Origin of the sequence: Elioraea sp. Yellowstone, assembly GCF_006704265.1 — a bacterium.
Lineage (GTDB): Bacteria > Pseudomonadota > Alphaproteobacteria > Acetobacterales > Acetobacteraceae > Elioraea.
This window is the reverse complement of the sequence record NZ_VIKA01000001.1, coordinates 53,992-67,292: the sequence shown is the minus strand read 5'-3', so window position 1 is coordinate 67,292 and position 13,301 is coordinate 53,992. Positions and strand designations below refer to the sequence as shown.

10 protein-coding genes are annotated in these 13,301 nt (G+C 69.5%); 9 read left to right on the top strand and 1 reads right to left on the bottom strand.

Going from position 1 to position 13,301, the window contains the following annotated elements:
- Positions 1-6 precede the first annotated feature (6 nt).
- Genes FK498_RS00305 through FK498_RS00275 form a run of 7 tightly spaced genes read left to right on the top strand, consistent with a single transcriptional unit; the run spans position 7 to position 9,454 of the window.
- Entirely contained in the window at positions 7-3,753 is a 3,747-nt protein-coding gene (locus FK498_RS00305) for a nitrate reductase subunit alpha (protein ID WP_141850827.1), read from the top strand.
- Between the two features lie 23 nt (positions 3,754-3,776).
- Positions 3,777-5,333, top strand: a complete 1,557-nt coding sequence (narH, locus tag FK498_RS00300; protein WP_141850826.1) for a nitrate reductase subunit beta — start codon at positions 3,777-3,779, stop codon at positions 5,331-5,333.
- Positions 5,330-6,019: a nitrate reductase molybdenum cofactor assembly chaperone gene (gene narJ / locus FK498_RS00295; RefSeq protein ID WP_141850825.1), complete on the top strand. Its 690-nt coding sequence runs from the start codon at positions 5,330-5,332 to the stop codon at positions 6,017-6,019. The genes narH and narJ overlap by 4 nt, the downstream gene beginning before the upstream one ends.
- 16 nt (positions 6,020-6,035) lie before the next feature.
- Positions 6,036-6,788: a respiratory nitrate reductase subunit gamma gene (gene narI, locus FK498_RS00290; protein WP_141850824.1), complete on the top strand. Its 753-nt coding sequence runs from the start codon at positions 6,036-6,038 to the stop codon at positions 6,786-6,788.
- Positions 6,789-6,793: 5 nt separating this feature from the next.
- A complete protein-coding gene (locus FK498_RS00285) occupies positions 6,794-7,570 on the top strand; it encodes a peptidylprolyl isomerase (protein WP_141850823.1) in 777 nt (258 codons plus the stop codon).
- Positions 7,567-8,262: a carbonic anhydrase gene (locus FK498_RS00280; protein WP_141850822.1), complete on the top strand. Its 696-nt coding sequence runs from the start codon at positions 7,567-7,569 to the stop codon at positions 8,260-8,262. The genes FK498_RS00285 and FK498_RS00280 overlap by 4 nt, the downstream gene beginning before the upstream one ends.
- Positions 8,249-9,454 carry an NnrS family protein gene (locus tag FK498_RS00275; RefSeq protein WP_161988259.1) on the top strand — a complete coding sequence of 402 codons (1,206 nt, stop codon included), beginning with the start codon at positions 8,249-8,251 and terminating at the stop codon, positions 9,452-9,454. The genes FK498_RS00280 and FK498_RS00275 overlap by 14 nt, the downstream gene beginning before the upstream one ends.
- 67 nt (positions 9,455-9,521) lie before the next feature.
- On the opposite strand, the gene FK498_RS00270 is transcribed toward FK498_RS00275, so the two are convergent.
- A complete protein-coding gene (locus FK498_RS00270; protein ID WP_141850820.1) occupies positions 9,522-11,369 on the bottom strand; it encodes a hypothetical protein in 1,848 nt (615 codons plus the stop codon).
- A 172-nt stretch (positions 11,370-11,541) separates the two neighbouring features.
- Here FK498_RS00270 and FK498_RS00265 point away from each other — a divergent pair, with 172 nt between their 5' ends.
- Entirely contained in the window at positions 11,542-12,870 is a 1,329-nt protein-coding gene (locus FK498_RS00265) for a tetratricopeptide repeat protein (protein WP_141850819.1), read from the top strand.
- Between the two features lie 10 nt (positions 12,871-12,880).
- Positions 12,881-13,297 (top strand): DsrE family protein, encoded by a 417-nt coding sequence (locus FK498_RS00260; protein ID WP_141850818.1) that lies wholly within the window; start codon positions 12,881-12,883, stop codon positions 13,295-13,297.
- Positions 13,298-13,301 lie beyond the last annotated feature (4 nt).

Genomic DNA, 13,301 nt, shown 5'->3' with positions numbered 1-13,301 from the left:
AGATCGATGAGCCACTTCCTCGACCGCCTGACCTTCTTCAGGAAATATGCCGGTACGTTCTCGGGCGGCCACGGCGAGGTGACGACCGAGAGCCGCGCCTGGGAGGACGCCTACCGCTCGCGCTGGGCGACCGAGAAGGTCGTCCGCTCCACGCACGGCGCCAACTGCACCGGCTCGTGCTCGTGGAAGATCTACGTCAAGGGCGGCATCGTCACCTGGGAGACGCAGCACACCGACTATCCGCGCACGCGCCCCGACCTGCCGAACCACGAGCCGCGCGGCTGCTCGCGCGGCGCCTCCTACTCCTGGTACCTCTACAGCGCCAACCGGCTGAAGTACCCGATGGCGCGCAAGCGGCTGGTCAAGCTCTGGCGCGCGGCCAAGGCAAAGCACACCGATCCGGTGCTGGCCTGGAAGTCGATCCAGGACGACCCGGCGCAGCGGCGCGAGTACCAGTCGGCGCGCGGGCTCGGCGGCTTCGTGCGCGTCAGTTGGGACGAGGCGGAGGAGATCATCGCCGCCGCCAATGTGCATACCGTCAAGACCTGGGGCCCCGACCGCGTGATCGGCTTCTCGCCGATCCCGGCGATGAGCATGGTCAGCTACGCCGCCGGCAGCCGCTATCTCTCGCTGATCGGTGGCGTCTGCATGTCGTTCTACGACTGGTACTGCGACCTGCCGCCCTCCAGCCCGCAGACCTGGGGCGAGCAGACCGACGTGCCCGAGAGCGCGGACTGGTACAACGCAGGCTTCATCATGATGTGGGGCTCGAACGTGCCGCAGACGCGCACGCCCGATGCGCACTTCATGGCGGAAGCCCGCTACCGCGGCACCAAGGTCGTCACCGTCACGCCCGACTACTCCGAGGCCTCGAAGTTCGCCGATCTCTGGCTGCATCCGAAGCAGGGCACGGACGCGGCACTCGCACTCGCGATGGGCCACGTGATCCTCACCGAGTGGCACGCGAAGGGCCGCGGCGACTACTTCCTCGACTACTGTCGCCGCTATACCGACATGCCGATGCTGGTGCTGCTGGCCGAGCGCGATGGCCGGCTGGTGCCCGACCGGCAGCTCCGCGCCTCTGACCTGCCGGAGAACGCGGGACAGTCGAACAACCCCGACTGGAAGACCGTCGCGATCGACGACGCGACCGGCCAGCCCTACATCCCAACCGGCTCGATCGGCTTCCGCTGGGGCGAGCAGGGCAAATGGAATCTGGAGGGGCGCGATGCGCGCACCCTCGAAGTCGTCACGCCGCGGCTGTCGCTGATCGAGGGCGGCGCAACCGCACAGGTGACGTTCCCCTATTTCGGCGACCATGCGCAACCATTCTTCAATCCGACCAGCCTCGGCGAGACGGTGACGCGCACCGTGCCGGTGGCGACGCAGCGGCTCGCCGACGGGCACGAGGCCAAGGTCGCAACCGTCTACGACCTGTTCCTCGCCAATTACGGCGTCGAGCGCGGCTTCGGCGACGGCGCGGCACGCTACGAGGAGAATGCGCCCTACACGCCGGCCTGGGCGGCGGCGGTGTGCGGTGTCCCGGCCGACCGCATCATCACGGTCGCGCGCGAGTTCGCCGAGAACGCCGAGAAGACCAAGGGCAAGTCCATGGTCATCCTCGGCGCGGCCCTGAACCACTGGTACCACGCCGACATGAACTATCGGAGCATCATCAACCTTCTGGTGATGTGCGGCTGCGTCGGCCAATCGGGCGGCGGCTGGGCGCACTACGTCGGCCAGGAGAAGCTGCGCCCGCAGTCGGGCTGGATACCGCTCGCCTTCGCGACCGATTGGTACCGCCCGCCGCGCCAGCAGAACTCAACCTCGTTCTGGTACGCGCATACCGACCAGTGGCGCTACGAGACGGTGACGGTGGACGAGATCCTCTCGCCCACCGCGCCGCGGAAGCTCTCCGGCGCGCTGATCGACTTCAACGTGCGCGCGGAACGGATGGGCTGGCTGCCCTCGGCACCGCAGCTCGCCGTCAATCCGCTGACGATCGCCGCCGCCGCCGCCACGGAAGGCAAGGAGGTGACAGCCTATCTGGTCGAGCGGCTGAAGGACGGCCGCATCACCATGGCCTGCGAAGACCCTGATCATCCGCAGAACTGGCCCCGCAACCTGTTCGTCTGGCGCTCCAACCTGCTCGGCTCCTCGGGCAAGGGCCACGAGTACTTCCTCAAGCACCTGCTCGGCGCGCAGCACGGCGTCCAGGGCAAGGATCTTGGCGAGGAGGGACGCGCGAAGCCGGAGGAGGTCGCTTGGCATCACGAGGCGCCGCGCGGCAAGCTCGATCTCCTGGTCACGCTCGATTTCCGGATGAGCACGACCTGCATGTACTCCGACGTCGTGCTGCCGACCGCCACCTGGTACGAGAAGCACGATCTCAACACCTCCGACATGCATCCCTTCATCCACCCCTTCACCGCGGCGGTGGATCCGGCCTGGGAGAGCCGCAGCGACTGGCAGATCTTCAAGGGCATCGCGAGGACGTTCAGCGCGCTCGCCAAGGGCCATCTCGGCGTCGAGAGGGACGTGGTCCTCACACCCCTGATGCACGACAGCCCGGCGGAGCTCGGCCAGACGCATGTCGTGAAGGAATGGCGCAAGGGCGAGGTCGAGCCGATCCCCGGCAAGACCATGCCGGGCGTGACCGTGATCGAGCGCGACTATCCGAACGTCCATGTGCGCTTCACCTCGCTTGGCCCGCTGATGGAAAAGGTGGGCAACAACGGTAAGGGGCTCGCCTGGAAGACCGAGGACGAGGTCGCGTTCCTGCGCAGCCTGAACGGCACGGTCGAGGTGCCGGGCGTGGATCGTCCGCTCGCGCGCATCGAAAGCGACATCGATGCCTGCGAGGTGATCATGCATCTCGCTCCCGAGACGAACGGCCATGTCGCGGTGAAGGCCTGGGAGGCGCTCGGCAGGAACACCGGGCGCGACCACACGCATCTCGCCAAACCCAAGGAGCACGAGGCGATCCGCTTCCGCGACATCGCCGCGCAGCCACGCAAGATCATCTCCTCGCCGATCTGGTCCGGCCTCGAGAGCGAGGAGGTCTGCTACAACGCCGGTTACACGAACGTGCACGAGCTGATCCCCTGGCGCACACTCTCGGGCCGCCAGCAGCTCTACCAGGACCATCCGTGGATGCTCGCCTTCGGCGAGGCGCTCTGCGTCTACCGTCCGCCGGTGGACCTGAAGGCGCACCAGGCGATGGTCGGACGCGTACCGAACGGCCACAGGGAGATCGCGCTCAACTTCATCACCCCGCACCAGAAATGGGGTATCCACTCGGTCTACACCGACAACCTGATCATGCTGACGCTCTCGCGCGGCGGACCGATCGTCTGGATCTCGGAGGTGGACGCGAAGGAGGCCGGGATCGAGGACAACGACTGGGTCGAGGCCTTCAACCTGAACGGCGCGCTCTGCGCCCGCGCGGTGGTTTCCCAGCGCGTGCCCAAGGGCATGATCATGATGTACCACGCGCAGGAAAAGATCGTGAACGTGCCGGGCAGCGAGATCACGCGTGCGCGCGGCGGCATCCACAACAGCGTCACCCGTACGGTGGTCAAGCCGACCCACATGATCGGCGGCTATGCGCAACAGGCCTGGGGCTTCAACTACTATGGCACGATCGGCACCAACCGCGACGAGTTCGTGATCGTGCGCAAGATGGCGAAGGTCGCCTGGCTGGACGGGCCGCGCGTGACGCACCAGGCGGCCGACCTGAAGGCGGCCGAGTAGAGCGGGCGAGAGGGAGAACAGCCATGAAGGTCCGCGCCCAGATCGCGATGGTGCTGAACCTCGACAAGTGCATCGGCTGCCACACCTGCTCGGTCACCTGCAAGCAGGTCTGGACCAGCCGCGAGGGAGTCGAATACGCCTGGTTCAACAACGTCGAGACCAAGCCCGGCATCGGCTACCCGAAGGATTGGGAGAACCAGAACCGCTGGAAGGGCGGCTGGAAGCGCAAGGCGAACGGCAGGATCGTGCCGCGCCAGGGCGGCAAGTGGCGGATCCTGGCGAACATCTTCGCCAACCCCGCGATGCCGGAGATCGACGATTACTACGAGCCCTTCACCTTCGACTACACGCACCTGCAGACCGCACCGGAGAGCGAGGCGATGCCGGTCGCGCGTCCTGTCAGCCTGATCACCGGCGAGCGCATGGAGATCAAATGGGGCCCGAACTGGGAGGAGATCCTGGGCACGGAGTTCCGCAAGCGCTCACAGGACTACAACTTCGAGGGGGTGCAGAAGGAGATCTACGGGCAGTTCGAGAACACCTTCATGTTCTACCTCCCCCGGCTCTGCGAGCACTGCCTCAACCCGTCCTGCGTCGCCTCCTGCCCCTCGGGCTCGATCTACAAGCGCGAGGAGGACGGCATCGTCCTGATCGACCAGGAGAAGTGCCGCGGCTGGCGCATGTGCGTCTCGGGCTGCCCGTACAAGAAGATCTACTACAACTGGCAGTCGGGAAAGGCCGAGAAGTGCATCTTCTGCTACCCGCGCATCGAGGCGGGCGAACCCACGGTCTGCTCCGAGACCTGCGTGGGCCGCATCCGCTATCTCGGCGTGCTGCTCTACGACGCCGACCGGATCGCGGAGGCGGCATCGGTCGAGAACGAGCAGCATCTCTACCGCGCCCAGCTCGACATCTTCCTCGACCCGCACGATCCGGCGGTGATCGCGCAGGCGCGCGCCGATGGCGTGCCGGAGGCGTGGCTGGAGGCGGCGCGCCGCAGCCCGACCTACAAGATGTGCATCGACTGGAGGATCGCGTTCCCGCTGCACCCGGAGTATCGCACCCTGCCGATGGTCTGGTACGTGCCGCCGCTGAGCCCCGTGCAGTCGGCGATCGAGGCCGGGCATGTCGGCTGGAAGGACGGGCTGCCGGACATCGCCAGTTTGCGCATCCCCGTGCGCTATCTTGCCAACCTGCTGACCGCGGGGGCGGAAGCACCGATCGTCCACGCGCTGCAGCGGATGTTCGCGATGCGGATCCACATGCGCGACCGCACGGTGGAGGGCCGGTGCAATACCGCGGTGCTGGACGCGGTCGGCCTATCCCAGGCGCAGGTGGATGACATGTACCGCACGCTCGCGATCGCCAACTACGAGGATCGCTACGTCATCCCCTCGACGCACCGCGAATACGCCGAGAACGCCTTCGACCTGAAATCAGCCTGCGGCTTCAGCTTCGGTCAGGGCTGCTACGACGGCCGCACGGTCGGCAACCTGTTCTCGGCGCTCGGCCCCTCGGCGGGGCGGATGGCGCCGCCGCCGGTCGAGGAGGCGGTGGAGCAGCAGGACCAGCCGCGATGAACCGACGCTTCCGCATCCTCTCGGCGCTGCTGCACTACCCCGACGAGGCGCTGCGCGGCGCCTTGCCGGAGATCACGGCCGCGCTCGGCACGGAGGGCTTCGCGCCGCGCCATGCCGCCGCCCTCGCAAGGCTCTGCCGACGCCTCGGGATGGGTGACCTGCTCGACCGGCAGGAGGCGTACTCGGCGCTGTTCGACCGCGGCCGGTCCTGCTCGCTCCACCTGTTCGAGCACGTGCATGGCGATGCGCGCAATCGTGGCCCCGCCATGGTGGCGCTGATCGAGGCCTATCAGTCGGCGGGCTACGTGCCCGATACCAACGAGCTGCCCGACTACCTGCCGCTGTTCCTCGAGTTCCTCGCGATCGCCCCGCCTGCGCTTGCGTGCGAGCTGCTCGGCCAGGCGCTGCCGATCCTCGACCGGCTGCATGCGCGGCTCGCCGGGCGCGGTACGGCGGATGCGCGCGCCTATGCCGCGGTGATCGCCGCGGCGATGGCGGAAGCCGGCGCGACGCCGCAGGCGAAGGCCGACCCCGAGGACGACGACCCTGAGCAGATGGACCGGGAGTGGGAGGATGTGCCGGTCACCTTCGGTCCCGGGAACGATCCTGACCGCGAGAGCGCGCGGGCCAGGGTGGCAGCAATGATCAAGCGGCTGCGTGCCACGCGCGCGGCGGCGAAGGGCTGAGACGGAGGATCGCGCCATGGGCGCATGGGATGTCTTCACCGACTACCTGCACGACTTCCTGTTCGGCATCTACCCCTATCTCTGCGCCGGCGTGTTCCTCGTCGGCAGCCTGATCCGTTTCGACCGCGACCAGTACACCTGGCGGTCGGGCTCGAGCCAGCTGCTGCGCGCGCGCCAGCTCCGCTGGGGCTCGAACATGTTCCACATCGGCATCCTGGCGATCTTCTTCGGCCACCTGTTCGGCCTGCTCACCCCGCACTGGCTCTACGAGCACGTGATCACCGTGCAGCAGAAGCAGATGATCGCGATCGTGCTGGGCGGCGTGTTCGGCACCATCTGCTTCATCGGCCTGACGCTGCTGCTGCATCGCCGGCTCTACGACCCGCGCATCCGGCGGACAAGCGCAGGCGTCGACATCGCGATCCTGGTCCTGCTCTGGACGCAGCTCTGCCTCGGTCTCATCACCCTGCCGTTCTCGCTCGGCCACCGCGACGGCTCGATGATGGTCCAGCTCTCCACCTGGGCGCAGCACATCGTCACCTTCCGGGCCGGCGCGGCCGACTACGTGCGCGGCGCCGACTGGCCGTTCCAGCTCCATCTGGTGATGGGCATGACGCTGTTCCTGCTCACACCCTTCTCGCGGCTCGTGCACATCTTCTCGGCGCCGATCTGGTATCTGTTCCGCTCCTGGCAGATCGTACGGCGGCGTGGCGGCGCGACGCGGCGCCCCGGCCCAGTTCCGCCGCCGCGGCCTGCCGCGGCCGAGTGAGCGCGATGATCGTCCGTGTCAACGACACCGTGATCGGCGAGCACGAGATCGCCGCCGAGATGCAACACCATCCCGCGCCCTCCGTGGAAGCAGCGTGGCAGGAGGCGGCGCGCGCGCTGGTCGTCCGCCGGCTGCTGCTCGACGAGGCCGAGGCGCGCGGCATCGTGGCCGGGCCCGACGGCGATCTCCTGCCCGAGGAGGCGATGATCGAGGCGCTGCTCGAGCAGGCGATCACGGTGCCCGAGGCCGACGAGGCGACGCTGCGCCGCTGGTACGAGGCCAACCGCAGCCGCTTCCGCACCAGGGAGATCTGGGAGGCGAGCCACATCCTGATCGCGGCCGATCCCGGGGACACGGAGGCGCGCGCGGCGGCCGAGGCGCGCGCGCAGGAGCTGCTCGCGCAGGTGCTGGCCGACCGCGAGCTTTTCGCGCCGCTCGCTGAGGCACATTCCGCCTGCCCCTCAGGCAAGGACGGGGGCCGGCTCGGCCAGGTGACGCGCGGCAGCCTGGTGCCGGAGGTGGAGACCTTCCTCGCCGCGCTCGCACCCGGACAGATCTGCCCGGTGGTGGTGAAGAGCCGCTACGGCATGCACATCCTCTGGCTGCACGAGCGTGCCGAGCCGTGCGAGCTGCCCTTCGAGGCCGTGCGCGACACCGTCGCGCGCTACCTGCACGATGCCTCCTGGCGCCGTGCGGTGCACCAGTTCATCGCCGTGCTCGCGGGCCGCGCGCGGATCGAGGGGATCGAACTCGAAGGGGCTGCCACGCCTTTGGTGCAGTGACCACGCCCGATGCCGCGCTCACCCGCCTGGTGCAGGGCTTCGAGCGCTTTCGCGCCGCCTATTTCGAGACCGACCACTCGCTGTTCGATCAGCTCGTCTGGGAGGGCCAGCGACCGCAGGTGATGGTGGTCGGCTGCTGTGACAGCCGTGCCGACCCGCACATGATTACCGACTCGGGACCGGGCGATCTGTTTGTGATCCGCAACGTCGCCGCGCTCGTGCCGCCCTACATGCCGGATGGGCGGCTCGCCGGCGTCTCGGCGGCGCTCGAGTTCGGCGTCAAGGGACTCGAGGTCGGCCATATCGTCGTGCTGGGCCATGCGATGTGCGGCGGCGTTCGCAGCCTCATGGAGTATGGCGATGCCGACCCGCGCTTCGAGTTCATGGGGCGTTGGGTCGGGCTGCTGGCCGAGGCACGCGAGGAGGTGCGCAGCCTGGTGACGGAAGCCGAGCCCGCACTGCTCGCCCGCTACGCTGAGCGGGCCTCGGTGCTCGTCTCCCTCCGCAACCTGATGACCTATCCCTGGATCGCCGAGCGGGTTGCGGCCGACCGGCTCGCGCTGCACGGCTGGTACTTCGACTTCACTTGGGGTGTGCTGATGGCCGCCGAGAGCCCGCATGGACCGTTCCGCCAGATCGACGCGGCCGGGCTGCCCCGCGCAGCGGTGGGGGGATGCCATGATCGCCGTTGAGCAACTCCGTCGTCGCGACGCCGGGCCGAGCATCGCCCTGTTCCGCCACGGCTTCCGCCCCTTCTTCCTGTTCGCCGGGGTCTGGGCGGTGATCGCGATGCTGGTCTGGATCGCCGCGCTGCACGGCGCGGTGCTGCCCGATGGCCCGCTGCCGATCGCGCGCTGGCACGCGCACGAGATGATCGCGGGCTTCGTCGGCGCGGCGATCTCGGGCTTCGTGCTCACGGCCGTGCCGAACTGGACCGGCCGGCGCGGCTATGCCGGCGGACCGCTCGTCCTGCTGGTGACGCTGTTCCTGGCCGCGCGGCTCGTGCTGCTGCCGGGTTCGCCCGTGCCGGTGCCGACGGCCGCCGCGATCGCGCTCCTGCCGCTGCCCGCCCTGCTGCTCACCGTGCTTCCGGCGCTGGTAAAGGCCGGCGCGCCGCGGCTCTATGGCCCGCCGGCGCTGATCCTGGTGTTCTGGGGCGGCGACGTGCTGATGCTCGCCGAAGTGGCAGGCTGGACCGACGACACCTTCGCCACGGGTCAGCTCCTGTCGCTCAACATCGCCCTCGCCCTGGTCGGGCTGATCGGGGGGCGGATCGTTCCCTCGTTCACGCTGAACGCTCTGCGGCGCGCCGGCCTTGCGCTGGACTCGCCCCCCTTTCCCTGGATCGATCGCGCGGGGATGATCGCGCTCGGCGCCGTCGTTCTGGGGGACCTGGTGACGCCGGGCTCGCCTGCCGCCGGCGTGATCGCCGCACTCGCCGCCGTCGCCACGCTCGCGCGCCTCGCACGCTGGCATGGCCTCGCCACACTCGGCCAGCCGATCCTCTGGGTGCTGCATCTGGCCTATCTTCTGGTGCCGGCAGCGCTCGCCACCAAGGCCGCGTTCCTGCTTGCCGGCATGTCCTGGGCGGCTGCCTGGCTGCATCTGCAGGCGGCGGGCGGGATCGCACTGATGATCATGGCGGTGATGACGCGGGCCACGCTCGGCCACACCGGGCGCGATCTCGTCGCGCCGCCGCTCGCGGTCGCGGCCTACGTGCTGATCCCGATCGCCGCACTCGCGCGCGCCTTCGGGGGAGAGCTCATGCCTTACGCGGCCGCGCTCGCGGTCGCCGGCGCGGCCTGGATCGCGGCGTTTGCGCTCTATCTCGTCGCCTTCGCGCCGATGCTGCTCACGCCGCGGCCGGACGGCAAGCCCGGGTAGGCCGTCCGCGCCGGGGCCTCGTTGCTCTCCCGGCTCTTTCACGATCGCTCAGCCTGCCGAGCGCGCGTCAGGCGGGCGACGCCGTCGTGTGCTCCTCGAAGCGCCAGCGCAGCGCCCGTTCCGGCCGATAGACGCAGAACAGCCCGGTGCGCAGGCTGTTGGCGAGATGGCGTCCCAGGTCCGGGTGCGCCGCCTCGATCCGCCGCACCGCGTGGCGGATGCGCCAAGTGACGGCGGTGCGCGCGCGCTCGGCCGCGTCGCCGAGAAGCCGTCCGCGCCCGCCCAGACCCAGCGCCTTGGACAGCATCTCGATCAACCGCTCGAGTTCCGCGCGCGCCCGCTCCGCCCGGCCAGGATCGTTCATGTCCTCCGCCTCAGCGATCTCCTGCTGCAGGTCTCGGATGCGCTCCTTGAGTGACTGGCGCGCAGCATCGTCCAGCACGGCCTCGCCTCGGAACGCGTCATCCTCGCGGCCAGCGAGATCGAGGCAGTGGATCTCCTCCCCCGGCCGATCGAGCAAGCGGCGGATGTCGTGCAGGCCCTTGAGATCGGGCAGCACCGCGCGCCGCCCTTCGTAGTCCGCGATCCAGCCCTCGCCCGCACGCGCGAGCAGCGGCTCGGCCACCGGGCCGGACAGGTCCGGCGCATCGGCCAGCACCGGCAACACCACGGGCCCGGGCGCGTCGATCGGCTCGCCGAGCAGTCGGAACCCCTCGCGCAGCAGCGCGACGTCCTGCGCGCGCCGGAACGGGTTGATCTCCAGCATCCAGCGCGCGGGCTCGCCCGGCGCCGGCTCGCGGTCGAAGGTGATGCGCTCACGGAACGCCGCGCGGTACTCGGCGAGCGCGCGCAGCCCCTCCTCCATCCGCCCGGCATGGGCATAGGCGATCGCCAGGAACGCCGGTGCATCGACGAAGGGCAGGCCGTCGTTCCGAGCACCGAACGCGAGCGCGGTCGCGACGTCGCCCGCGAACAGATGCGCCATCGCGGCATGGATGTAGTAGATGTTCGGATGGTAGGGATTGAGTCGCATCGCCTTCGCGATGTGCGCGACCGCCGCCTCCGGCCGCCCGAGGAAGGTCTCGGCGTTCGCGATCTGGACCAGCAGATCCGCATCGTTCGGGGAGAGCGCAAGGGCCCGGTCGAGATACCATGACGCCTGCTCGTATTCGCGCCGGAACAGCTGCACCTTGGCGATCACGAGGTGCAGCATCGCATCGCGATCATCAAGGCCGAGCGCGCGATGCGCGTGGGCATAGGCCAAGCATGCATTGTCGTAGAACCGCGTCCAGAAGGCACAGCTCCATTCATTGAAGTAGGACAGCGCCATGCCGCCATGCGCACGCGCATAGGTGGGGTCGAGCTCGAGCGCACGCGTGAACAGGCCGCGCGCCTCCCCGTCGGCCGCGAGCGTGGCCTCGCGCAGCTTGGCGAGCCCGCGCACGGTCAGCGCATAGGCGGCGAGGCTCTCGGTCGGGCGCCGGCGCGCCTCGGCCAGAACGGTCTCCTCCAGCTGCGCGGCCAGGGTGGCGGCGATCCGGGCCACGATGCCCTCCTGCAGCGCGAAGAACGCCTCCGCCGGCGCGGCGAGCCGCTCCGTCCAGAGGTGCCGCGCGTCCGCGCAGTCGCTGAGGCTCGCCGAGACCTCCAGCAACTCCCCGGCACGCCGCAGCCGGCCGCGCAGCACATGCGTCGCACCGAGTGCGGCGCCGATCTCGGTATCTGCACGGTCGGCGACCGAAGCGGCCGAGGTCGGCGAGATCACGGCGAAGGCGCGGAACCGCGAGAGCTCGCCGCAGACATCCTCGTGCAGCCCCTGGGCGATCAGCGCATCCGTCCCGCTCACCCCGGGCGCGGCGAAGGGCAGCACCGCCAGCAGCGGGCTGCGATGGCTCTCTCCTCGCGTGGTGGTCATGTCGAGCCTTTCGCCATCCGAGGTTCCACCGCCGGCGTGGAATAGTCGAACCGGCCACGTGAGGGAAGCGCGCCTTACGTCGTGAGGCCCGACCTCACGCCCTTCGATTCAGGACGACGCGGCGGGACGCCGCGATCGTTCCCGGCGGAAACAACGGAAACGGAGCTGCAACATGAGCACGATCGATCGTCGCGGTCTCGCCGTCACGGGGGCCACTGCGGAAAGCCTCGACCACTTCGAGCAGGCGCTGGCCGAACTGCAATGCTACCGCGCCGATCCGGTCGCGAGCGTCGACAGGGCGATCGCCGCGGCCTCTGGCTTCGCGATGGCGCATGCGCTGCGTGCCTGGCTGCATCTGCTCGGCACCGAGCCCGCCGGCATCCCGGTCGCGCGCGAGTCCCACCGGGCCGCGGCCGCGACCGCCGGGACGCTGCGCGAACGTGGCCATGTCGAGGCGATCGGGCACCTGATCGAGGGGCGCTGGCACCAGGCAAGCCGTGTGCTGGAGGATGTCACGGTCGAGGCGCCGCGCGATGCGCTCGCCCTGCTCGCCGGCCACCAGATCGACTTCTTCACCGGCCATTCGCGGATGCTGCGCGACCGCATCGCGCGCGCACTGCCGGCCTGGGATAGCACCATGCCCGGCTACCACTCGATCCTCGGCATGCATGCCTTCGGTCTCGAGGAGACCGGCGACTACGCGCGCGCCGAGGCCGCAGGGCGCCGCGGCGTCGAGCTCGAGCCACGCGACGGCTGGTCCCAGCACGCGGTCGCGCATGTGCTGGAGATGCAGAACCGCACCAGCGACGGCATCGCCTGGATGACCGCCAATCCAGATGGCTGGGCGGGCGACTCCTTCTTCAAGGTGCACAACTGGTGGCATCTCGCCCTCTACCACTTCGACCAGGGCGACATCGACGCGGTGCTGCACCTGTTCGATACCGAGATCTACGGCGCGAAGTCGGGCGTGGTGCTCGACATGGTGGATGCCGCGGCGCTGCTCTGGCGGCTCCATCTGCGCGGTGTCGATGTCGGCGATCGCTGGAAGGCGGTGGCCGACAACTGGGCGCCGATCGCGACTGCCGGCACGTACGCCTTCAACGACCTGCACGCCGTGATGGCGTTCGTCGGCGCCGGCAGGCGTGATGCGGCCGTCGCGGTGATCGCGGCGCAGAAGCAGGCGATGGCGCGCGACGACGACAACGCGATGTTCACGCGCGATGTCGGTCACGATGCATGCCGCGCGGTCCTCGCCTTCGGCGACGGCGACCATGCGACCGCCGTCAATCTGCTGCGCCCGATCCGCTCAATCGCGCACCGCTTCGGCGGCAGCCATGCGCAGCGCGACGTGCTCGACCTGACGCTGATCGAGGCGGCGTTCCGCTCGGGCAACACGGCGTTGGCCGCGGCGCTGGCGGCGGAGCGGCTCGACACGCGGCCCGAGAGCCCGCTCGCGCGGCTCTTCGCGAACCGCGCCGAAACGCCCCGGCTCGTCGCCTGAGGAGGAAGCCGTGCAGCGCCTCGCCATCGTCGTGCGCGACGACGCCTACGACCGGCTGCTCACGCCACTCACCTTCGCCTGGACCCAGGCGCGGCTGGGCGTGCAGGTGGACATGCTGTTCGTGCTCTGGGCGGTGCGTGCGCTCACCGCCCGGGGCGCGGCGGCCCTCCAGGTCGATCCGCGCCACGCCGACGAGGCGGAGTGGCTGCGCGGCCGCCTTGCCGCCGAGGGCGAGCCGACCGCGATCGCCGACTGGCTGAGGATGCTCGGCCGCACCGGGAGGGTCGGGCTCCACGGCTGCCGCTACGCCGCCGCGACCTTCGGCGTGGCCGAGGCGGACCTCCTGCCCGAGGCGGCCGGCATCGTCGATCCCGGCTGGTTCCTGGCCGAGAAGGCGATGAAGGCCGACCACACGCAGTACTTCTGACCCC